The organism is Mesorhizobium sp. C432A, assembly GCF_030323145.1.
GTDB lineage: Bacteria > Pseudomonadota > Alphaproteobacteria > Rhizobiales > Rhizobiaceae > Mesorhizobium.
Genome location: NZ_CP100470.1, coordinates 243,204 through 264,614, shown reverse-complemented (window position 1 = coordinate 264,614; position 21,411 = coordinate 243,204). Strand labels below are relative to the sequence as shown.

Genomic DNA, 21,411 nt, shown 5'->3' with positions numbered 1-21,411 from the left:
TCTAGGCCACCTCGGAGTTCAAGCTGTTGCTCGGCTGGAAACGCTTCGCACGCTACGCTCCGTCAAAATCGCTAAGCTCCTCATAAGGGTCTTCGTCGGGATCGAAGTCAATAAACCTGCCGAACCTAGGGCTGTAATCCCTGCGCTTGAGATCCCCATATCCATTTGAGATGCCTATCGCCGTCCCTCGGATTACAAGTCTGTCGACATCTCGATCTACGCTCCGCACGTGAAGTAATGTGCCCGCTCGTTTTGTGCCGGATAGCCAGTCGCTGTGCGCTGAAGATGACAGTGCTTCCCAATTGTCGAAAGTAAACTCTACGCTTACACGATTTGCTTGCCGTACTCCTCGGGTCGTTTGTCCCGGTCCTTCATGGCTTTTGGTCAGACTCTTGAAGGAGTGTGCTCCTTGCACGAATACAAAATCGCCTGTCGCGAGAACGTGCGGCAAGTCCCCTCTATCGAGATGATCCGAGATGTTAAACACTACAAGGCGCCTAAGGACGGCCGTCATCACGCCTTTCGTGTATCGGTGGAGGTGTAGTATCTCGGGGCCTTCATACATATAAAAAGTATCAGAGCTGCGTGGGCGCAACGCTCCATCAGGGAATATCAAGGCGAGAATTAATGCATTGTCGAAACCGGTAACCCTGGTGAAGTCGACGTCTAATTCCTCGGCAAGTTCGAACAAGCGTAAATGATTAAAGTATGCCCAAGAATTGTACTCAACGCTAGACGACCTTATTATTGCTTCAGCATCCATGCGTCGGACCTGCTCTTCCCAGGTTTGCTTTGCATTTAAGATCGCAGACCTATCTAGATTTCTAGAGAGTTCTTTATGACTGTGCGCATGGCCGTGATCATCTAGGCACAAAACGGCCAGATTGTTTGCATCGTGGCTACGGCTCTCCTCCCACGGGACTATGTGATGAAGGATTATGGGCTTTTCATGCTCTCGGCACACGCAACAGGTAAATCGATTGGCGAAGAGTACACTGGTCAGAATGGTCGCTGGAATGGGAGGGCGATTTTCATTTAGGATAACGCTAGACGCAGTAGAGTTGACTCCAAGAGACGTCAGCTCTGGTAGAGTCTTGGACTTAAGATCGGCAAGCGTCATCTTGGCGTCGACAAGCCTGCGAGCTGTGCCGGCATCTATCCCCCTGGCCAGAAACGCACGTTCGCTTCGGTTCATCTTTTACCCCCCCCGCGTTCCGGTTGTACTGCTCCTCGACGGCTTGTCCAGATGGGCAGGTCTCGTGGTCGTTATAGACGACGAGGTTGAAGGTGTGAGCTGCCAGGGTCCGCTCGATCAACCTTCCAGGCACAACAAGCCCATTTGGCCTTACACTCAATCGTGCGAAATCGTGCATTAGCGTCGGTTTGTTCATCGCTGCGAGTTGGGTCTCAGTGATACGCTTAGCATCGCCTCATGCACGCGCATCGTCCCAAGCCTTGAGGTTACTTACCAAGCGCCGGACCGCGCGCGCCGCACCGTCAACATGGGCAAGCTTGTAGAGGCCAAATTCTGTCGCACCCAGGACATGTGCATGAACATTGTTTCGATGATCCCAGAGCTGCTTGAGCAAATCGGCATCCGCCTGAGTGACCCAGTTTCTTTGTACCGCCGTATCCAACCTCTGTTTCACGCCGGCTCCACCACCACCGAGGCCCGGCTCAGCTGGGATACGAAGGGTCGCCTCCAACACGGTGCCGAGGGTTATGATCATCGATTTGAAGCACATCTCCTGGGCTACGCCGGCGAGGTCGGTACGATGCGTCAACCACCACATCGCGTCGAAGTACATGAGCCCGTAAGCGCACGTCGTACGCTTGTCGTAAGGCATGTAGCGAGGGAATGCAGAGCGAAAAACTGCGGCTGTCCGCATTACACCGCGTGGAAATCTCACGCGAGCTGTCGCGCTGCTTTGGTTCCCCAAATAGTCCTGAATTTCCTGAAGTAGCGCTCCGGCCCTCACGGCTGCGTCTGCTAACTCTTGTTCGTTCTGAATAGGCACAGCGTCCCCTCTACTGATCATTAGATCTGCCACTCAACCGGCTGGTCCTGCCTACATTGGCAAGGCTCGCCAAGCGGCTTCCGAATGCGACTGTGTGCCGCCTAAGGGTTCACCTCGAAGGAGTGAAGCCGTTTGGTCTGGCGGCCCACGACAGTCTACGGCCTACTTCCGGCGCTTCGCATGGAAAATCAGTTCGAGCGCGCTCGGTACGTCCGCCCCGCTGGTCACCTTGAAGAGGGTGTTGCCCCTATCATCCTTAATTGGCAGTTTGGCTATGGGCTCGAAATGCTCAACCGGCCCACGGATGGTGATCGAAAGCTGCGAGACCCTCGGCTGAATGATGACATACCAAAAGTTGTCAGGTGTCTCGCTGAAGTTGCGGGCAAGACCGCGCTTCAGTTCACCCTGCGAACGCTGACGAACGCCGTCTAATAGCGCTGCCGCTGCCCGCTGCATAGGGAGAGGGAGCAGGTCCTCGGCCAGTGATAGAAACTGGCGGTCCCCGGGTGCATAAGTCACCACCGGTGCAGCGTTGCGGGACGTGATCGAGGCTTGACTGCTCGATGTCGGCGTTTCAGCCGCAATAGCGATTGCCTCAGCTTGGGTTCCTACATTCACCGCGACAGCGTCGTCCACATCGAACTGTAGGGTCCGCGCCTTGGGGTCGAAGTTGCAGGCCTTGAGAACTACTATGCTGCGCTGACCAGTTGCGGACGGCGCCGCTCCAAAAAGGCGGATCTGATGCGGAGGCATTTCAAAGGTCCAGAGGCCGGGGCCAACACCGGCCGCATTGGTTGCTGTGATCATCAGTCCCATGGGTAGCTCCTTCAGTTAGAAATCTATCTGCGCAGATAATCTGCAGATAGTCAACGTCAGGTCGCTGCTGCATTGAAGATGGCGAGTTGCCCAGCAAGCCGGTGTCCAGATGGGCAGGGTCCATCGGACGTCCGGCTGGGCACCTCGTTCCATGTCCAGAAGAGCGGGTATTGACTTTTGGACACAGTCGACTCAGAAGTCTAGGCTCTATTGGACACATAGAAGGGGCTTGGACATGCAGATCGGTTACGCGAGAACGTCAACAGAAGAACAGGTTGCAGGTCTGGAGGCGCAAGTACGTGATCTCCAGGCTGCCGGTTGCGAGGAGGTCTACTCGGAGCAGGTGTCGGCGCTCGGCGATAGGAAGGAGCTGGAGCGCGCCCTCGGGTTCCTGCGCAAGGGCGACACGCTGGTCATCACCAAGATCGACCGGCTGGCACGCAACACTCGCACGCTTGGGGAAATCGTCGATGACCTCCACGAGCGCGGCATTGGGCTGAAGGTGCTGCAATTCGGCAAGGAGACGCTCGACACGACTGGAGCATACGGACGGCTGATGCTGAACATGTTCGCGGCCTTCGCCGAGTTCGAGCGCGACCTGATGAGGGAGCGGCAGAAAGAAGGTATCGCCAAGGCCAAGGGGGAGCAGAAGTACAAGGGTCGCAAGCCGACGGCACGGGCAAAGGCCGGGGAGGCCGTAACGCTATTCCGCGAGGGGAAGAGCGTGTCCGAGGTCGCGAAGGCCGTCGGCATCGGACGTGGCTCGGTCTATCGCGCGCTTGAGGCTGCGGGCCTGAAGGAGGTTGCTCCTCCTCAGCAATGACTCGCAGGCTGCCAGTATAAAGGCTGATCATGCAAAATGAAGGCACTTGCGGCGTGGGGCAGTGACGTCGCTGTGGGCGCGGCCTGAGCCTCGATCCCAACTTCACCAGGAGCGAGATTTGATTTCCACTGAAGAAAGGCGACGACGGGATGCCGAACGGCAGCGTCGATGGCGGGAAGCCAATCCGGAGCGCCATCGGGAACAGCGTCAAAGACGATACTTGCGCAATCCTGAGAAGGCCCGTGAGAGTGCCCGTTTGAAGTCCCAAAACTGGCGTCAGACCAATCCGGAGAAGGTGCGCGAAGCCAATCGCAAATACCATGCGGCAAATCCAGCAGCCGCCACTGAACGAAAGAGACGATGGCGGAAAGTTAATCCTGACAAGTCACGCGAAGAGGTGAAACGGCGCTATCGGGCTGATCCCATGCGAGCGCGAGAGAAACAGAGGGCCGCAACAAAGAGATACCGCGAAACAAGGGTGACCCCCCTTGCTGTCGAGATCGTCCAGATGTTCAAACTATTGGCGGAAGAGGCACGCTTCGATTTTGCGCGCGAACTAATCGCTGAGGGCACGAACAGTCGTTGCACAAGGCTCGCGGTGAGAACGTGGAGGGTCAGGCCGTGGATAAAATGGTACGGCGAAAAACCCGACAAACTGGAAGCTCTTGAATAGGGTCGGCAACCGATCATTGCCCCGCGCTCAACGCCATAGCATCGCGCAGCATGGCCACCTTGGAGCTCAGACGCGCCAAGTGCCTAGAATTTTCGTTCTTATTCCTCAATGACTTAGCTCGAAGGAGGCCCCAGACTCTACATTTCTTATTAAGTACGCTTGCGTACCAGTACTAAATCGTACATATATGAGTCACCGAACGGATGCCACGGGGCAGAAGGGAGGCCCCTCAGACCACTGAGGCGCAAGTGATGATCCTTCCGCGGAAGCTCGGAATGGGGAGCTGAAGAGCGAAACAAAGGCGCATGTAGGCTTCGCGGACCGGCTTGAGACCGGACCGTACTGGCCTGAGGTCCCGGATAACATCCGCGCCGGGATCACCTCAGGGCGGTGAGAGGGCCGAAGCGGGGTCCCCACTCAGGTGGGGCCTGAAGCGTCCAAAAGGCGTTGCAAGGAAGCCCAACCGGCCCTGCCAAGTGAGTCCAGACGCTCACCTCTGAATGCAGTCCCTGACCTTAAAAGGCGCGAGGGGATACAAGAGCCGGAGGTCAATTGACCAAAAGAAGAAGAACCACTCGCTCAGCTCGCTGAGTCCCACCAGCATTTTCAATTAAAAAGGAGAACAGAGTTTGAGCTACGAAGACCTCAGCCTCGAACAACTCGGGGCACAGGCCTATGGCCACTACCAGGCCGGTGAGAAGAACAACAAGAGAGCGAATGACCATGCCAAGTCCTGCGGCCTCTACCTGATCGAGGCCAAGAGCCGCGTCGCCAAGCGCAAGGACATAACGTGGCCTCAGTTTCTGAAGGCCCACTGCGACATCGGTCGGTCCCGCGCTGACGAGATCATCATGATCATTGAGGGACGGACTGAACCCACGGCTCCCGCTAACCGGGTTCGAGAGTGGCGAGAGAAGCAGGCTGAGGTTCGCCGTACGTACGGCAAATCATCCAAAATTCCTCAACAGAAACAACAAACATCCCGCTGCGCAGCCGACAGGGAACGCGCCGAAGTGGAAGCCAGAATCGATACCATACTGAAGGGGTTCACAACGAACCAGCTCAAGGATCTTGAGGTGCGCCTTCGGAATGTCTCTCGCGCCGGGGGCTGCTTGGCGATTTGGACAGCAGCGGCGGCTTAGACAGGCCTTTCGAAGACAATGCATCACAACCGCGAACACGATGGAGGGAACCGAATTACCAATGAAGCAACCTGCGAAGCAAAAGAACGAGACGAAAGCCCGCCCAGTTAAGCCTCACCTAACCGACCGTGACCGCTACACGGCAACGGTACGCGCCATCATGATCATTGAGGAGTTCATCAAGCTCGCCCCGGACATGCCTGTCCGACAGATGCGCCTGTTTCTCCTCATCGCTCTCAACCCCGACCGACCCATGGCCGAATACGCTCGGCTAATCGACCTTGCTCCTGGTGGGCCGTCAGCCCGTCATTTCGCTGCCCTGAGGTCCGTTGACGAAACTGAAGGATATGGCACCAAGAAGCTACGTCACACCGGCCTCGGCCTGATCGAGACGTACTCCGACCCCAACGACAAGCGCAATCAGTTAGTCCGCTTGTCCAGAAGGGGTGAAGGGGTCCTCAACTCAATCATTCATTTTATTGAGGAGGATCAGACCCTCGGGCAGCAATACCGCGTCCGCGAATGAGCAAGGCTGCGCAGAAATCAACATGTGGTTCCATTCAATCTGGCATCACTAATGCCAAACAAGGAGCGCCGATCTTTCTGTAACAACTGTTGCCAACCAACTCCGGCACGCACCCCGGATCACCTTTGGCGCGACCGGCGAAATCGAGAGCCGTCCGTGTCTCTTGCTCCAGGGCTAGAAACCACGTTCGGACCAGCACACGGGGTCAATTTGCCAGAGCCGATCGCGTGCCCAGCATCGCCTCGTCTGTCCCGAAATCACTAAACCAAATCGAGAGAAAGGAAATAGAAGCATGTGCCGTGTCGACGGCTGCTATCGAGCACCAACGAAGTTCAGCCATCTTTGCGAATACCACAGGAACGTCGACCGAGTTCACGGCGATCCGAGGCAAAGAGGCGTCACCAAGACCGAACTCAAGCCGTACCAGAAGGCCATTCGCGACTATCTCGCTAGGCGCTCAGGACCGAGAGCCGAAGCTGTCATCATGGGGGACTGGGATCGCGTCACAAGGCGAGCCGAGGAGTTCCTTGAGGCAGGGAATCGCGGCCGACCCCAGAACGTCCATGAGCGCCGCGCTGCGCAGATGATCGTCAGCGTTGGCAAGGACTACCATGCGATGGAGATTGCAATTCTTTGCATGGCCCTTGGGTATTTCTATGCCGACCAGCCTCGACGGTGGGCGAGCGACCGGGGTTTCCAGTATCAGGCAGCTCGCATGTTGCGGCGGCTCGCTCAAGGCGAGACGGACTTCACCTGGAGACCGGAGGGCACGATGGTTCGGAGCTCGACAAAGCGCTGCCCGCCATCGGTTACCCGAGCGCTGTGGTCGTCAATCGAGGCGACCAACTTCATTGGCTACGGCATCCAAATCAGACGAGAGATTGAGAAAGGACGAGAGCAGAAACGGAAAGACCACATCGCGGACCTGAGGGAAATCCTCGGACCCGGCGCATTCGCCGTCAGAAGCGAAGCAGCGTGACCCGGAGTGAATGCAGTACACGGCAGAAGTTCTCGACCGCGCCTCTGGCGATCTCAAGCTCGTCTCTCTCGGCGACTGGATCACGGTAACTGAATACGGAGAAAGGAAAGGAGTCGGACGGCGGAAGGTCAGAGCCGTACTGACGCAGGTCGGACTGCTTCGGGAGGAGACCGAGGCTCCGATCTCGGGGAAGTCCAGGGTCACAAGAAGGCGTCTCACCCGCGAGGCCGTCGAACAGGGCCTTGGAAAGCGCATCTATCCCGCCAAGGAGGGGAACTATCCGTTCGATGTCCTCTCTCCGGAAGGACAGGCATGGATTGATGCTCGGTGGGATGAAGGGGTTGCCGCCATCTCGTCGGCAATCGCCTCAAGTCCTTTGGCCGAGGAAGCGAAAGCTTGCTGGGAGAAGTTTCGGGCAATCCGACGCTCAGAGCTGACCTCGCAAATGGAGGTCTGCTTCTTGCTCGACCATTTCCCTGATCTGCCTCAGGTCGACATAAGCAGGATCACCGGCGTGTCGGAACGGATGGTCTCCCGCTATGTCACGATACGGGCGGACCAGATTAGGAAGTGGACAGCATTCAAGAATAATTCCCTTCCCGACCACCTCAAGGTGACCTCCAAACCTGAACTGATAGACCCTCGCCCGGAACAAGCTTTCGGGGTCCCACCGGAGTGAGATTCCTGTGATGTCTTCCGACTGGATACTTACATTACAGAAGGACTTACATCGTCGAAAAATGCCGATGATTCGTCAGATTGGCGGATTGTCGTCCCCACATCCCGAAACAATCCACACACAGTCCCGACGATCGCGCTGCTCTCTGATCGGCGCGGTTGTCTTCTTCCACCTATGACCCTCAAGGTTAGGAACTCAACAATGAACGATACCAAGGCCTATCATTCAGGCCAGCACATTATCATCCATACCGATGGCGCGTGCATCGGCAATCCTGGCCCGGGTGGCTGGGCGGCAATTGTCCAATTGCTGGAAGGCTCGAAAGAGCTGAAGCGCAAGGCGCTGACTGGTTCGGCCCGCAAGACGACGAACAACCGAATGGAACTGATGGCGGCGATTGAGGCGCTTAAACTTGTGACGAGCGGCAAGCCCGTGGTGTTGCGCAGCGACAGCCAATATGTCGTGAAGGGCATAACTGAGCGGTTGCCCGACTGGATTGCCAGGGGCTGGCGGACCGCCGGCAAGACGCCCGTTAAGAACAGGGAGCTTTGGGAAGAGCTGAGTGCACTCGTAGAAGTCCGTTCTGTGGCTTGGGAGTGGGTGCGCGGACACAACGGCGATCCGGTCAACGAGGAAGCCGATAGGCTCGCCAATGCGGCCGCTCGGATGGCTTGCTAGGCTGAACGAAGAACCGGGGCAGGGACACCTGGACTGACGACCTCCAACTCAATCGCGAGGCCTCGGTGAGCACCGGGGCCTTGTCCCTGTTTGCGTCGTATTGCTCGTACATGCAGAAGTCCGCGATCCGCGTGGCAAGGCGCTGCCAAAATTTGCGAAACACAGATGTGCGCATAGCACCCGCCGTGGTGCTCGGCGGCCCGCTGGACCGAATACATCACAGAAAGGAGAATATCGAATGGGAATCAATGACAGTGGGGCGAGGCTCTTCGACATCAGCACTAATGATGTCTTGAGCCCGGAATATCGAGAGCATGTTGTCGGCGGCAAGGTTGAGCCGCTCATGAACGCCGATGCGGTGATCAAAATGATACGGTCGTCCGACACCTCGCACGCACGCGAACTCTGGAGGAAATATCGAAAAGCTCTGGCGAAGCTTAGGCGGGTGGGTGAAGGGCGCTCTCCCGAGAAGCTTCGTTCGACCGCTTTGATGCGGGCAATGCAGCAGAGTGGCGTTGAGATCAGCGGGGTATGAAGCTGGAGTCTTGCCAGCTGGACACGGGGCTGGTACACAGATTCCCAATTGGGTGTCAGAAAGAATAATAAAAACAGATAGTTGTGATGCTGCTGATCGAGTTCAATCCTCTCTCGCAGCACCAGTTCATTCCTTTGATTTTAAAAGATGCAGTCGCGAAGTCCGGGTCTCGTTGCGGACCAAAAAAGCCGGCTGACGCAAAAGTGCCAATCCCGCGCATCCAACCGTGGCGCCTCGCCCGGAAACATTGAGAGAAAGAGGCTCTACGGGGCCGGACGACTGCTCAACAAGTCCGGACCTGTCAACTCACGAACAGGCCGGTCTGGCCGTATCCGGCATGCTGAACACTACCGCTCGCACGCTGAAAGCCAGCCTCCTCGTACGCATATCCACGACAAGAACACAGCTCGCCCAAGGACTTGCCATCGGCCGGCCATCATGATGCCATCTCGCCTGCGGAAGATAGCGTCGGGTTTTGGGGTAGAGAATGCTCTTTGGGCGAACGGCAGGTGCGACAGGGCGCATGTGCGCGGCAATTGCCGCAGCACTGGTGTGCCTATGCGCGTTTGGCCCCGCTTTGGCTGAAGAGCCGAAGGCGCTGAAAGGCGTCGCGCTCATCATCGGTCAGTCCGACTACCAGCATGTCGGCAAACTGCCCAATCCGGAAAACGACGCCCGCGCCATCGAGGAGATGTTCGACAGGCTCGGCTTCGAGACCAATGTCGCCACCAACCGCGACGCGCGCAAATTGCGGCGCGATCTCGAAGGCTTCGTCGACGATGCCGAGGGCGCCGATGTCGCCATCATCTACTATTCCGGCCACGGCATCGAAGCCGGCGGCGAGAATTATCTGGTCCCTGTCGATGCCGATATCTCGGCGCTCGACAATGCCGGCGAAAAGCTGGTGCCGCTGTCGTCCATCGTCGCCGAACTGAAGGCCAAGGTGCCGGTCACCATCGTTCTGCTGGACGCCTGCCGCAACGATCCGTTCCCGCCGGGCACGCTCCTGAAGCTGGCGCCGGGCGACCAAGGCAAGCCGATCGGCGCCGGCGGTCTCGGGGAAACGCGCGGCGTGGTTTCCCTGAAGGGCGGCGCCGACGCCAAGGGCTCGGTCGACGGCAGCCTCGGCCAGGTCATCGCCTTTGCCGCCGAGCCCGGCAAGGTTGCGCTGGACGGTCCGGCCGATGGCAACAGCCCCTATGCGGCAGCGATCCTGCGCCACATCGACACGATGGGCGGCGAGGAATTCGGCACCGTTCTGCGCATGATCGGCGAGGAGGTCTATCTCAAGACCAACGGCCAGCAGCGGCCCTGGGTCAATGAGAGCCTGCGCCGGCTGCTCTATTTCGGTACCCCCGCCGAGGCACCGAAAGGCGATGAGGGCGAAATCCTCAGGGAGCGGCGCCAGCTCCTGCTGACCATCTCGACGCTACCCGATCCGGAGCGCCGCCAGATCGAAACCATATCGCGTGACGGCAAGGTGCCGATGGATGGGCTTTACGCCATGCTGAAGGCGCTCGGGGTCGACATACCCAAGGATCCGGCTGAGCTCGACAAGCTGCTGCGTGGCCAGACCGAACGGCTGAAACACGTGTTGGCCGAACGCGAGACTTTGAAAAACCCGGACCCCGAAATTGCCAGGCTATCGAAACTCGCCGAACAGGCGGTTCAGGAAGGCGCGCTCGAAGCGGCGCAGAAATTCAACGAGCAGGCCAAGGCCCGCATCGGCGAACTTTCGTCTACGGTCGACCAGGCCGAGGCCGAGCTGAAGGCAAAGCGGCTCGAATTCGCAAAGGTTTTCGCCAGCAGCGCCAGAACCTACGAGATTTCCTTCAACTTCAAGGAGGCGGCTCAGGACTACGCCAAGGCCTATGAGCAGGCCGCGAAATGGAGCGACGAAGATGCGTTCTACTACAAGGCGGCAGAGGCCAACGCTCTGTCGGAACAAGGGGACTTCTCCGGCGACAATGCGTATCTCGCCCAGGCCCTGACAGCCTATGAACAGGCATTGACCTATGTCACCCGCGAAAAGTTGCCGCTGCTTTGGGCGGCCACCCAGAACAATATGGGCGCCACGCTTGCTACTTTGGGCGAACGGGAAGCCGGCCGCGACAACCTCGACAAGGCAGCTGCCGCCTATGAGCAGGCGCTGACCGTCTATACGCATGACGCCTACCCTGACGACTGGGCATCGACCTATGGCAATCTGGGCACGGTCTACTGGCGGCTCGGCCAGCGCGAGAACGGGACGGCACTGCTTGAGCGGGCAGTCGCGGCCTTCCGCTCGGCGCTCGAGGTACAGTCGTCGAAAAAACTGCCGCTTGAATGGGCGGCGACGCAGAACAATCTCGGCATCGTGCTGTCCGAGATCGGCGAACGCCAGACCACATCGGACAGTTTTCGCGCAGCGATATCGGCGCATCGCGCCGCGCTGACAGAATATCGCCGGGATCGCGTACCGCTCGACTGGGCATTGAGCCAGATCAATCTGGGTGTCGTTCTGGCGAGCCTCGGCGCGCGCGAAAAGGATGTACCGACGCTTGAGCAATCGGTCGCGGCCTTCCAGGCGGCGGCTGAGGAGATGACCAGGGAACGCGCGCCGGCGCAATGGGCGACGATCCAGAACAATTTGAGCACCGCATTCGAGTCGATCGGCGAGATCAACGGCGATATCGCCGCGTTGCAGCGCGCGCGGGAGGCGGCGGAGGCAGCGCTTTCGGTTCGGACGCGCGAGCACGCCGCGGCGAGCTGGGCGAACGGCCAGCTGACGCTGGGCAACGCCTTGCAGCGCCTCGGCGCCAAGCAGAAGAACAAGGAACTGCTGCTGCAGGCAGCCACCGCGTACCAGGCCGCTCTGTCCGAATATCCGCGTGAGAAACTGCCGCTTGACTGGGCTTCGCTGCAGCAGAATCTGGGATCGGTCAACGACACGCTCGGCGATCTCGATACGGGAACCGATTACTACATTCAGGCGGTGACCGCGTATCGTCAGGCATGGGAGGTCTATACCGCAACCGCCGCGCCGGGCGAGTTCGCTTCGATTGGTTACAGCCTTGCAGGCACGCTATCGAACTGGGGCGAACGCGCGGGGGACATCTCGACCCTGCGGCAGGCGATCGATGTCTACGGTCAGGTGCTCAGGGTTCGCACCCGCGACAAGGACCCAGCCAATTGGGCCAAGACGGAATTCCGCCTCGGCTGCGCGTTGATGATGTCAGGCAAGCTGGCCTCTGACGATCAACTGCTGCAGCAATCGGTCGACGCGCTGCGGGCGGCGCTCGACGGGCAGACGAAAGGCGGTGATGTCACGGAGATCGGCCAGACGCGGCGCGTGCTCGGCCAGACCCTGTCGATCCTGGGCGACGATACATCCAACCTGGACTTGCTGGCGCAAGCAGCCGACATGCTGGAAGCCGCGCTCCCCGCCTACTCCAAGGACGCCGACCCGGAGGAGTGGGCCAATATCAATTACGACCTCGGCTTTGCCGTCTACAGCCAGGGCCGGATTGGTGGCGACGCCACGTTCTACGCCAAGGCCGTGCAGAGCTTCGAGACGGCAGCGCGGATCTACGACGGTTTTCCCAACCGCATGCAATGGGCGCGCACCAAGGGCGATATCGGCAATGCCTTGCTGATGGCCGCGGACGGCAAGGACGTCGAGTTGCTCACCCGCGCGATTGCCGCCTATGACGCAGCGCTCAGCGTGGTAACGCGCGAGAATGCGCTGGCTGTCTGGGAGAACAATCAGAACAATCTCGCCGGCGGGCTGTCGAGTCTTGGTTACTGGGCGAACGATGTCGGCAAGCTGAAACGAGCCGCTCAGATCTACCGCGACCTCGCCACGGTGCGAACGATCGCCCGCGATCCCGATCTCTGGATCACCAACCAGACCAGTCTCGCGCAGACGCTGAGCATGATCGCGGCCCGCGAGCCTTCGGCTGAATTGTACGAGGAGGCGATTGTCGTCAACCGGGCGCTTGCCGAGCAGCTCGGTCGCGACCGCGATCCCGAACGTTGGGCCAATGCGCGCAACGAGATGGGCTATGCCTTGACCATGGCCGGCCGCGCCGAAAACAATGTCGCGCATTTCGAGGAGGCGGTGTTGGTCCTGCGCGAGGCGATCGTGGTGCAAAAGAAGATCAATTCGGTGCCGGCTGTCGCCTTCACGCAGGACAGCCTGTGCGACGTGCTGGCCGATCTGGGCGCCGCCCACAAGGACAAGGCGATGGCACAGGAAGCGATCGCCGCATGCCAGGACGCGCTCGTTGTCTTCCGCGAGCGTAAGATGGACGATCTCGCCGCCGGTTCCGAAAAGAACCTCGCCGAGGCACAGGCGTTGCTGGCCGAGTTGCATTAATCCGAGCCCGCGCTCCCGGATGCGGGCGAATGGTGGGCACGCCAGCGTTCACGCTGTTGCGCAAGCAAACGTCATCGGCTCGCCATGGCGTGACAGAGATGCGATGTGGCAGTATCGGCTTGTGCGCCTTTCGCCGCCCGTCATTCAGGGCGGCAGGTAATCATATTCCGTTGGAGCGCCAGATGACCTCACTCACCCGCCGCAGGGTTTTGAAAACAGCCGCGCTTGCCGGCGTTGGCGGGGTTGGCCTTGCAGCGATGGCCAGGCTCAGTGGCTGGGCCGCAGCCGCGCCCGAGCCGGTGGTTCTCAAGACGGCAAAGATCCAGGCCAGGTTCATGGATATCGGCCAGACCCGCGATGTGCTGACTTATGGAGAGGCCGGAATGCCGCCGGTGCTCAGGATGAAAAAGGGCGAGCCTTTCGCCGCCCGCCTCGTCAACGGCATCGACGATCCGACGACGATCCACTGGCACGGCATTCGCGTTCCAAACAAGATGGACGGCGTCCCCTTCCTGGTTCAGCCCTACGTCTACACCGGCGATCATTTCGACTACGCCTTCACGCCGCCCGACGCCGGCACGTTCTGGTATCACCCGCATTGCAACACGCTGGAGCAGATGGGCCATGGCCTCACCGGCGTGATCGTGGTCGAAAACCCCAACGATCCCAAATTCGACGCCGAGGCAATCGTCAATCTGCGCGACTGGCGCCTCGGCGACGACGCGCAGTTCATCCAGCAATTCCGGCCGCGCGATGCCGCAAAAACCGGAACCTATGGCACGGTGCGCACCGCCAACTGGCTCGACCAGCCGCAATTCGACGCGCCGGCCGGCGGGTTGATGCGGCTGCGGGTCGCCATCACCGATGTCACCCGCATCTACGCCTTTCGCGTCGAGGGTGGGGAGGCCGCGGTCATCGCGCTGGACGGCAATCCGGTGCCGCAGCGTTTTGCGCCCGATGCTTTGCTGCTCGGACCGGGGCAGCGCATGGAGCTCGCCATCCGCATGCCTGACCAGGAGGGCGCGATCGTAAGCCTGGGCGACATCAGAGGCACCAAACCCAAGGTCCTCGCCACCTTGCGCGCCACCGGCAGCTCGCTCAAGCGCGATTTGCGAGACCTCGCACCGCTGGAAGCCAACCCAGTGCCGGAGGTGGATCTCGCCAGCGCGAAACACATCGCGCTCTCGCTCAGCGCCACGGCGGAAAACGTGCCGAGCGACAGCATATGCGGCACGCTAGGCTACTCCTTCTGGGCCATCAACAAGGTACCGTGGCCGGGCGACACGCCGGACCCGACCGCGCCTTTGGCCGAGCTGAAGCTCGGCAAAAATTATGTCATCGACATGGAGAATTTGACGCCGCAAGCGCATCCGATGCATCTGCACGGCATGAGCTTCAAGGTGCTGTCGTCGTCGACACGCCAGGTTCAGCCGGTCATCTCCGACACCTATCTCATGCAGCCCAACGAGAAGGTTCAGCTCGGTTTCGTCGCCGACAATCCCGGCGACTGGCTGCTGCACTGCCACATCATCGAACATCAGAAAACCGGCATGACGAGCTATATCAGGGTGGTTTGACGCCGAGGCGGGTCAATCAGCCTCTACCGGGGTTGGCCTCACCGGCCGGGCCTGTTGCCGGAGAAATTGCCGGTGTTCGCCGGTTTCGTTGGCAAAGCGGCGCCGTTCCCTGCTATTCCCGCCTGCAAATCAAGAAGCCGTGGACACGCTTGCATGACCAATGTCGCCCTGACCGGACTGGCCCGCGATCTCGCCAGGCGCGCCGCCGAGGGACGCCCGGTGCGCATCGGCGTCATCGGCTCCGGCGAAATGGGCACCGACCTGGTCACGCAAGGCATGCTGATGCCCGGCATCTCGGTCGCGGCCATCTCGACGCGGCGTCCGCACACGGCGCGTGACGCCATCCGCATCGCCTATGGCGACGAGGCGATGGCGGTCGAGGCGGACAGGGGCTCGAAAGTCACCGCGGCGATCGAGGCGGGCAAAATCGCCATTACCACGAACGAGATGCTGGTCACCAATCCGCTGATCGACGTCGTCATCGACGCCACCGGCAAGCCTGGTGTCGCCGCCGATTTCGACTTGAAGGCGATGGAGCACGGCAAGCACCTGGTGATGATGAATGTCGAGGCCGACGTCACGATCGGCTGCTACCTCAAGCAGCAGGCAGACCGGCTCGGCGTCGTCTATTCGGTCGGCGCCGGCGACGAGCCGTCGAGCTGCATGGAGCTGATCGAATTTGCGTCGGCGCTCGGCTACACCATCGTCTCGGCTGGCAAGGGCAAGAACAACCCGCTCAACCACGATGCCGTTCCGGACGACTATCGCGAGGAAGCGATCCGCCGCAACATGAACCCGCGCATGCTGGTCGAATTCGTCGACGGTTCCAAAACCATGGTCGAGATGTGCGCCATCGCCAACGCCACCGGGCTGGTCCCAGACGTTCCCGGCATGCACGGCCCAAAGGCCGACCGCGATCAGCTGGCCAATGTGCTCATCCCGAAGGCGGATGGCGGCATCCTGTCGAAGAAGGGCGTTGTCGACTACACCATCGGCAAGGGCGTGGCGCCCGGCGTGTTCGTCATCGTCGAGGCGACGCATCCGCGCATCGTCGAGCGCATGGACGACCTGCACATAGGCCACGGCCCCTACTACAGCTTCTTCCGGCCTTATCACCTGACCTCGCTGGAAGTGCCGCTGACCGCGGCGCGCATCATGCTCTATGGCCGGCCAGACATGGTGCCGCTGCCGAGGCCGGTCGCCGAGGTCTGCGCGGTGGCCAAGCGCGATCTCGCCATGGGCGAGACCTTCGATGCCATCGGCGAGACTTGCTACCGCTCATGGACCATGACCGTCGAAGAGGCGCGCGCCAATCGCGCAGTGCCGGTCGGCCTGCTCGAAGGCGGCAAGGTGCTGAAACCGGTGAGGAAGGGCGAACTGCTCACCGCCGACAATGCTACGCCCGACCGCACGACGAGGCTGTTCGCTTTGCGGAAGCTGCAGGATGATATGCTCTACGGGGCTGAGATGGCATGAACAGGCCAGCTCTCTGGCTTTGTCATGACAAGATCACTATATTGTAGTGACAGCGAACGGAGGCTTCCAGAATGAATCTCCAGATCAGAGACCCGCGCGCCCGTGACCTCGCCCGGCAGCTTGCCGAAAAGCGAAAGATTTCCTTGACCGAAGCGGTGATCGAAGCGCTCGAATCCGAGCTTCAGCGCGAACGTGAACAGGTTCCGCTGGCTGAGCGGCTGGCCGCCATATCGAACGATCTGAAGGCCAAGGCGGGAAGCGGCGGCAGGGATTTGACTAAGGATGAGATCGACGAGATGTGGGGACATTCCTGATGTTCATCGACACCTCGGTGGTGATCGCTGTCCTCGCCGGAGAGGAAGACGCCGCCGATTGGAGCCGCCGGATCGGGCAGGCCTCGATACGGATCACATCTCCGCTGGTCGTGCTCGAAGCGGCGATGCGGCTTTCATCGAAGTTGGTGGTGGAGCCGCTCTTCGCCGAAAAGGCGATAGAGGACTTCCTGCGTGAGGCCGAGATCGAGGTGGTTCCGATCGAAATCGGTGATGCCAAGCTCGCGATCCAGGCTTTTTCGAACTATGGCAAAGGTCGCGGCCACCCGGCTCAGCTCAATCTCGCTGACTGCCTGTCATATGCCTCGGCAAAAAGCCGTGGGATGCCCTTGCTCTACAAAGGGAAAGACTTTTCCCACACCGATCTGGCCTGATCCTACTCCCCCAGTTCCACGGTTCGGTCAGCAGCTTCGTCAGCCGCTCCCGCCCAGCAGGCCAAATGCTGCCGCGGTCGCGCCATGGGGCTTTTGACCTGCTCGCGCAACACGCCTGGTCATTGCGCTCGTGCTGACGGCGCAGACCCATCGGCTGCCATTGTATGATCCATTCATACAGTCTGTCTCTTTGATCCGGGTTTTTCAAACGATGCCGAGATGCCAATCTCCGAACGATCAGTTGAACCCCCATTGAGGATTGAAATCTTGCAAACCATTTGGACAAGACGCGAGACGATGAAAACCCTTCTGGCAACGGGCATGGTTGCCATGCTTCAGCCTCTGGCTTTTGCAGCCAGGGCGGCCGCCAACCTGGAATGGACCTATTTTCAGGCTGACGAGAATGGTTTCCGCCGCACGCCGGTGCTGCTGACCGGGGAAAAAGAAGCCATCCTCCTCGACGGCGGATTTACCCTGTCCGATGGCCGTGCGGTCGCGGATGCGATCAAGGCGACGGGCAAGACCCTGACGACGATCTATGTCAGTTGCAGCGACCCTGACTATTATTTTGGCCTGCGTCCCGTCGCGGATGCTTTCCCCGGCGCCAAGATCATCGCGGCCGCTGCGACGGTGGCGGCCATCAAAGCCAATGTGCAAGCCAAGCTGGATGTCTGGGGCCCGCAGCTCAAGGACAATGGACCGAAGGTCCTGGCGGATGTCGTCATTCCCGAGGCATCCGATATCACCTCACTTGAAATCGAAGGAAACAAGATCGAGATCGTCACGGTCGCCGATCTGAAAGACCGGCGGTATCTCTGGGTGCCCAGCCTTGAAGCGGTGTTCGGCGGCGTGCTGATCTCGTCCGGCGTACATGTCTGGGTTGCCGACGAGCCAACCGTAGACGACCGCAAGAAATGGATTGCCGCGCTCAACGAAATCGCGTCCCGCAAACCCAACATCGTGGTGCCGTCCCATCAGGTAGCCGGTGCACCGGACGGTCTGGCGGCCGTGGAATTCACCCGCGCCTACCTCGAAGCTTTCAATAAGGAAGCCGAAAAAGCGAAATCCAGCGTCGAGCTGATTGCAGCGATGAAGCGGCGCTATCCCGATCTTCTTGACGTCTCGTCCCTGGAACTGGGCGCAAAGGTCGCCAAGGGTGAGATGAAGTGGGGCTGATACGGCCCCGCGAGCGTCTGGGCTACTTCCCCAATTCCACCGACCGCAGCCGCGCGGCTTCCACCGCCTCGGTCAGCAGCTTCGTCAGCCGGTCTTCGCCCATCAGCACGGCAAGGGCGGCTGCCGTGGTTCCGTTGGGGCTGGTCACCTGCTGGCGCAGGACGCCGGGCTCCTCGCCGCTTTCGGCAGCGAGTGCAGCAGCGCCATAGACGGTCTGCATGGCCAGCAGCCTGGCGGTCTCGACCGGCAGCCCGGCCTTCTCGGCTGCAACCGTAAGCGCCTCGATGAAATGGAAGATGTAGGCCGGACCGGACCCCGAAACCGCCGTCACCGCGTCCATTAGGCCTTCGTCGTCGATCGTCGTCACCACACCGCTCGCCGACAGCAGCTCGGCAACGAAACGCCTGATGTCGTCGGTCACCAGCGGGTTGGAATAGACCACCATCATGCCCTTGCCGATCGCGGCCGGCGTGTTGGGCATGCAGCGGATAACAGGCGCGAGATGGCCAAGTATGTGCTCGAAGGTGGCGACCGGCGTGCCCGCGGCGATGCTGACGAAGGTGGTCCTGCCGTCGCCGAAGCGCTTGTAGGCGGCGGTGACGTCGCGGATCACCTGCGGCTTGACGGCGATGACGACGAGGTCGGGCTCTGCGTCGGCGGGGATCCCGTTCGCGTCCGCGGCGACACTGCAACCGAGGTGCTCGGCGCGCTTGCGCAATTCGGCATTGGGCTCGACCACGAACACGGCTTGCGGGGCAAGCTTGCCGGATTTCAGCCAGCCCGCAAGCATGGCGTAACCCATATTGCCGCAACCGGCGAGAACAAGCCTGATCGTCATTGAGAGCCCTCCGAGACAAGGGTTCTCCTTAGACGCTAGCGGGCAGACGGGAAAGCCCCTCAAGGGGTGCTGGATCAGGCCAGCCGGTCAAGGTCGCCGGCGTACCGCGATCGGCCGCAGCGACACTTGCCGCAAGCCAAGCACGCCGAGCACGAAGAACAGCCACACCGGGTCGCCGCGATGGAAGAAGAAGCTTTCCAGGAACGCGTTCAGCGCCGTGAACAGCACCACCATCATGAAGAAGTCACCGAGATAGATGTTCTCCTTGCGCGGCGGGATGCGCATGTAGTCGCGCAGCGGCGCGATCACGAAAGTGTAGACGGCAACGCACAGCGCCGGGATGCCCATCAGCACCGCAATGTCGAGATAGCCGTCATGGCCATGCACGATGGTCCGGATGTCCCAGGCCCGGTCGAAAGGCTGGTCCTGGCTCAGCAGCAGCGGCGTGCCCCAGAAGCTTTCATAGCCGTAGCCGGTCCAAGGCTTCTTCGCCAGCATCTCGCCGGAGAACTCCCACAGCGTCGTGCGCCCGGTATAGGTGAGGTCGGGGAAATAGGTGGCCGCCAGCTCTTTCACCGGCGGGATGAAGACGATGCCTAAGGTACCGATGGCCGTCGCAATGATCGCCAGTGCAAACAGGATCGGCGTGCCGAACCGCATGCCGATCAGGCCCGGCAGCACGACGATCAGGATCGAGAACGGCACCAGGCCGGCCGTCGTCTTGGATCCGGTGTGCAGCATGAAGATCATCGCCGCGCCGAAGATCGCCACGCCCCAGAATTTCTGGCCGCGCCGGAAGAGATAGAGGCCGGCGAAGCTGAAGCAGGCCATGATTGGTCCGGCAATGTTCTTGTGGGCGAACACACCACGCCACAGGCCGGCATGTTCGGGCTCCTGCGAATCGGCCGTATGCAGGGCCTCATGCGGAAAGACGATGAGGCCGATATAGGACAGGCCGATAACGACGATCGCGCAGAATATGATGACTTTCGAAAAACTGTCGGCATCGCGCGGCAGCACCAGGACCGTCGCTATCGTCAGAACGCCAAGCAGCGTGAAGAAGGCCGCGCGCATGGCCGAGGACGGGTCGGTCGCGTTGATGACCGAAAGCATTAAAAAGCCGAGGATCAGAATCCAGGACGGGCTGAGCAGCGAGCGCACCACCTTGGGGTCGGCGAACGTCAGCAGTGAGAAGATCGAAATGGCGCCGAGCGAACTGAAGCCGAGCTGGTTGACGATGTCGCCGCCGTCGCCGGTCAGTTCCGCGCCTGCCGGCTGAAACGGCCGGAACGACACGATGACGACGGCAAACAACAGCGCGGCAATCGCCGTCGCCACACTGTTGCGGGTGACGATGCCGCCCAGCAGCAGCTCGTCAGTTCTTCTCAGGCTGCCTGTATTGCTCATTGGCGTATCCGAATTCGGCAAGCACGCGGCCGAGCGAGACATAGACGGGGTAAAGCGCCGTCGACAGCGATCCTGTCCGCGCCAATTTGATTGCGCCGCGCACGGGCGAGGCTATCAGCAGCGCCAGGCTTTTTGCAAACACCTTGGCGCCGGCGAATGGCGTGCCGGCGCGCTTCTTCTTTTCGACCAGCGTCGAGATTACACCGTTGCGTAAGGATCGGGCGCGGATCCAGTCAGGCGCGACGCGCCGGGCTGGAACGCCTTCGCGCACCTTTGCCTCGGCGCACCAGCCAAGCACGAAACCTTTCTGCGCCGAGCGGCTGAGGAAGTCGGAATCGCCGCCGCCCATGAAGTTGAACCGCAGGTCGAGGAAGGGTGGCCCCATGATGGTGAGCACATTGCGCCCGACCAGAAGGTTGCCAGAGGAATAGAGTGCGGCCACGCGCCCGGTCTGGCGATAGGGCGGTGCAAACACGGGGTGCTCGGCCCATTTGGCGTGAGCAGGATCGGTAAACACTGGCACTTGCGGGCCACCGACAATGTCGGCGCCAAGCGTCTCCGCCGTCTTGCACATGCGCTCCAGCCAGTCCGCGTCGGCGATCTCGTCATCGTCGATGACCAGCAAGTGGCGGAAATCCGGAAAATACAGGATCGCCGTCTGCCACCCGGCATTGTAGGCACTGCAATTGCCCCGCTTATGCGCGATGATGACCATGCCCTTCATATCGTCGCGTTCGAACAGCGGCACGGCCGCCTTGGCGCCCTCACGCGCCTTGGCCTCGTTTTCGATGACGATGACGGCGAAGCGCCGGCTGGTTTGCTGTGCCTTCAGCGACGCCAGCGTTTCCAGCAGCAGTTGCGGCCGCTTGAAGGTCGGCAGCGTGACGACGGCTTCGATCGTCTCTGCGGCGAGCCCCGGAGAGCGTCCCGCAATCGATACCGAACCGTCCGATGGCAAAGGGATCATCCGCTCCAGCCGCATGTTTTGTATCTGGCTTTCGATAA

Annotated in this window: 20 protein-coding genes and 1 pseudogene; 14 read left to right on the top strand and 7 right to left on the bottom strand. The window is 60.4% G+C overall.

Annotated elements, in window-relative coordinates; genetic code table 11:
- Nucleotides 1-52 precede the first annotated feature (52 nt).
- The 4 genes and pseudogenes from NLY33_RS01175 to NLY33_RS01165 form a co-directional block, all read right to left on the bottom strand.
- Nucleotides 53-763, bottom strand: a complete 711-nt coding sequence (locus NLY33_RS01175) for a hypothetical protein (RefSeq protein WP_023709142.1) — start codon at nt 761-763, stop codon at nt 53-55.
- 90 nt (nt 764-853) lie between these two features.
- A pseudogene (locus tag NLY33_RS29455) lies at nt 854-1,120 on the bottom strand (HNH endonuclease signature motif containing protein); the annotation flags it as partial.
- A gap of 310 nt (nt 1,121-1,430) precedes the next feature.
- Complete coding sequence (locus tag NLY33_RS01170) at nt 1,431-1,847, bottom strand: hypothetical protein (RefSeq protein ID WP_023707979.1); 417 nt, start codon at nt 1,845-1,847, stop codon at nt 1,431-1,433.
- Between the two features lie 333 nt (nt 1,848-2,180).
- Nucleotides 2,181-2,834 (bottom strand): hypothetical protein, encoded by a 654-nt coding sequence (locus tag NLY33_RS01165; RefSeq protein WP_023707978.1) that lies wholly within the window; start codon nt 2,832-2,834, stop codon nt 2,181-2,183.
- 235 nt (nt 2,835-3,069) lie between these two features.
- Between NLY33_RS01165 and NLY33_RS01160 the strand changes: the two genes are divergently transcribed.
- The 14 genes from NLY33_RS01160 (at nt 3,070) to NLY33_RS01095 (ending at nt 18,161) form a co-directional block, all read left to right on the top strand.
- Nucleotides 3,070-3,657: a recombinase family protein gene (locus NLY33_RS01160; protein ID WP_023707977.1), complete on the top strand. Its 588-nt coding sequence runs from the start codon at nt 3,070-3,072 to the stop codon at nt 3,655-3,657.
- A gap of 118 nt (nt 3,658-3,775) precedes the next feature.
- Complete coding sequence (locus tag NLY33_RS01155) at nt 3,776-4,330, top strand: hypothetical protein (RefSeq protein ID WP_156931533.1); 555 nt, start codon at nt 3,776-3,778, stop codon at nt 4,328-4,330.
- 629 nt (nt 4,331-4,959) lie between these two features.
- The gene (locus NLY33_RS01150) at nt 4,960-5,472 is read left to right on the top strand and encodes a hypothetical protein (protein ID WP_023707974.1); all 513 of its coding nucleotides are present in this window, start codon (nt 4,960-4,962) and stop codon (nt 5,470-5,472) included.
- Nucleotides 5,473-5,533: 61 nt separating this feature from the next.
- On the top strand, nt 5,534-5,998 hold the full coding sequence (locus NLY33_RS01145) for a hypothetical protein (protein WP_023709139.1): 465 nt from the start codon (nt 5,534-5,536) through the stop codon (nt 5,996-5,998).
- Nucleotides 5,999-6,290: 292 nt separating this feature from the next.
- On the top strand, nt 6,291-6,977 hold the full coding sequence (locus NLY33_RS01140) for a hypothetical protein (protein WP_023707972.1): 687 nt from the start codon (nt 6,291-6,293) through the stop codon (nt 6,975-6,977).
- Nucleotides 6,978-6,987: 10 nt separating this feature from the next.
- Nucleotides 6,988-7,656: a hypothetical protein gene (locus tag NLY33_RS01135; RefSeq protein WP_023707971.1), complete on the top strand. Its 669-nt coding sequence runs from the start codon at nt 6,988-6,990 to the stop codon at nt 7,654-7,656.
- A gap of 201 nt (nt 7,657-7,857) precedes the next feature.
- Nucleotides 7,858-8,334, top strand: coding sequence for a ribonuclease HI (gene rnhA, locus NLY33_RS01130; RefSeq protein WP_023707970.1), 477 nt, complete (start codon nt 7,858-7,860; stop codon nt 8,332-8,334).
- A 238-nt stretch (nt 8,335-8,572) separates the two neighbouring features.
- A complete protein-coding gene (locus NLY33_RS01125; RefSeq protein ID WP_023707969.1) occupies nt 8,573-8,869 on the top strand; it encodes a hypothetical protein in 297 nt (98 codons plus the stop codon).
- 523 nt (nt 8,870-9,392) lie between these two features.
- Nucleotides 9,393-13,226 (top strand): caspase family protein, encoded by a 3,834-nt coding sequence (locus NLY33_RS01120; protein WP_198023151.1) that lies wholly within the window; start codon nt 9,393-9,395, stop codon nt 13,224-13,226.
- Nucleotides 13,227-13,408: 182 nt separating this feature from the next.
- Nucleotides 13,409-14,803: a multicopper oxidase family protein gene (locus tag NLY33_RS01115; RefSeq protein WP_023707967.1), complete on the top strand. Its 1,395-nt coding sequence runs from the start codon at nt 13,409-13,411 to the stop codon at nt 14,801-14,803.
- A gap of 153 nt (nt 14,804-14,956) precedes the next feature.
- Complete coding sequence (locus NLY33_RS01110; protein ID WP_023704521.1) at nt 14,957-16,279, top strand: NAD(P)H-dependent oxidoreductase; 1,323 nt, start codon at nt 14,957-14,959, stop codon at nt 16,277-16,279.
- Nucleotides 16,280-16,350: 71 nt separating this feature from the next.
- Complete coding sequence (locus NLY33_RS01105; protein WP_023704520.1) at nt 16,351-16,593, top strand: type II toxin-antitoxin system VapB family antitoxin; 243 nt, start codon at nt 16,351-16,353, stop codon at nt 16,591-16,593.
- Nucleotides 16,593-16,985: a type II toxin-antitoxin system VapC family toxin gene (locus NLY33_RS01100; RefSeq protein ID WP_023704519.1), complete on the top strand. Its 393-nt coding sequence runs from the start codon at nt 16,593-16,595 to the stop codon at nt 16,983-16,985. The genes NLY33_RS01105 and NLY33_RS01100 overlap by 1 nt, the downstream gene beginning before the upstream one ends.
- Nucleotides 16,986-17,261: 276 nt before the next feature.
- The gene (locus NLY33_RS01095) at nt 17,262-18,161 is read left to right on the top strand and encodes an MBL fold metallo-hydrolase (protein WP_023704518.1); all 900 of its coding nucleotides are present in this window, start codon (nt 17,262-17,264) and stop codon (nt 18,159-18,161) included.
- 22 nt (nt 18,162-18,183) lie between these two features.
- On the opposite strand, the gene proC is transcribed toward NLY33_RS01095, so the two are convergent.
- The 3 genes from proC to NLY33_RS01080 form a co-directional block, all read right to left on the bottom strand.
- Nucleotides 18,184-18,999 (bottom strand): pyrroline-5-carboxylate reductase, encoded by an 816-nt coding sequence (gene proC / locus NLY33_RS01090; protein ID WP_023704517.1) that lies wholly within the window; start codon nt 18,997-18,999, stop codon nt 18,184-18,186.
- An 87-nt stretch (nt 19,000-19,086) separates the two neighbouring features.
- A complete protein-coding gene (locus NLY33_RS01085) occupies nt 19,087-20,406 on the bottom strand; it encodes an O-antigen ligase family protein (protein ID WP_023704516.1) in 1,320 nt (439 codons plus the stop codon).
- A complete protein-coding gene (locus tag NLY33_RS01080; protein WP_023704515.1) occupies nt 20,375-21,373 on the bottom strand; it encodes a glycosyltransferase family 2 protein in 999 nt (332 codons plus the stop codon). Before NLY33_RS01080 ends, NLY33_RS01085 begins: the two co-directional genes overlap by 32 nt.
- Nucleotides 21,374-21,411 lie beyond the last annotated feature (38 nt).

Excerpts from the sequence above, each read along its gene's own strand:
- NLY33_RS01135 (WP_023707971.1), top strand. The coding sequence starts at position 6,988 with ATGCAGTACACGGCAGAAGTTCTCGACCGCGCCTCTGGCGATCTCAAG.
- NLY33_RS01160 (WP_023707977.1), top strand. The coding sequence starts at position 3,070 with ATGCAGATCGGTTACGCGAGAACGTCAACAGAAGAACAGGTTGCAGGT.
- proC (WP_023704517.1), bottom strand. The coding sequence starts at position 18,999 with ATGACGATCAGGCTTGTTCTCGCCGGTTGCGGCAATATGGGTTACGCC.
- NLY33_RS01085 (WP_023704516.1), bottom strand. The coding sequence starts at position 20,406 with ATGAGCAATACAGGCAGCCTGAGAAGAACTGACGAGCTGCTGCTGGGC.
- NLY33_RS01080 (WP_023704515.1), bottom strand. The coding sequence starts at position 21,373 with ATGATCCCTTTGCCATCGGACGGTTCGGTATCGATTGCGGGACGCTCT.
- NLY33_RS01165 (WP_023707978.1), bottom strand. The coding sequence starts at position 2,834 with ATGGGACTGATGATCACAGCAACCAATGCGGCCGGTGTTGGCCCCGGC.
- NLY33_RS01145 (WP_023709139.1), top strand. The coding sequence starts at position 5,534 with ATGAAGCAACCTGCGAAGCAAAAGAACGAGACGAAAGCCCGCCCAGTT.
- NLY33_RS01100 (WP_023704519.1), top strand. The coding sequence starts at position 16,593 with ATGTTCATCGACACCTCGGTGGTGATCGCTGTCCTCGCCGGAGAGGAA.
- NLY33_RS01105 (WP_023704520.1), top strand. The coding sequence starts at position 16,351 with ATGAATCTCCAGATCAGAGACCCGCGCGCCCGTGACCTCGCCCGGCAG.
- NLY33_RS01125 (WP_023707969.1), top strand. The coding sequence starts at position 8,573 with ATGGGAATCAATGACAGTGGGGCGAGGCTCTTCGACATCAGCACTAAT.
- NLY33_RS01115 (WP_023707967.1), top strand. The coding sequence starts at position 13,409 with ATGACCTCACTCACCCGCCGCAGGGTTTTGAAAACAGCCGCGCTTGCC.
- NLY33_RS01110 (WP_023704521.1), top strand. The coding sequence starts at position 14,957 with ATGACCAATGTCGCCCTGACCGGACTGGCCCGCGATCTCGCCAGGCGC.
- NLY33_RS01170 (WP_023707979.1), bottom strand. The coding sequence starts at position 1,847 with ATGCCTTACGACAAGCGTACGACGTGCGCTTACGGGCTCATGTACTTC.
- NLY33_RS01175 (WP_023709142.1), bottom strand. The coding sequence starts at position 763 with ATGGATGCTGAAGCAATAATAAGGTCGTCTAGCGTTGAGTACAATTCT.
- NLY33_RS01140 (WP_023707972.1), top strand. The coding sequence starts at position 6,291 with ATGTGCCGTGTCGACGGCTGCTATCGAGCACCAACGAAGTTCAGCCAT.
- NLY33_RS01120 (WP_198023151.1), top strand. The coding sequence starts at position 9,393 with ATGTGCGCGGCAATTGCCGCAGCACTGGTGTGCCTATGCGCGTTTGGC.
- rnhA (WP_023707970.1), top strand. The coding sequence starts at position 7,858 with ATGAACGATACCAAGGCCTATCATTCAGGCCAGCACATTATCATCCAT.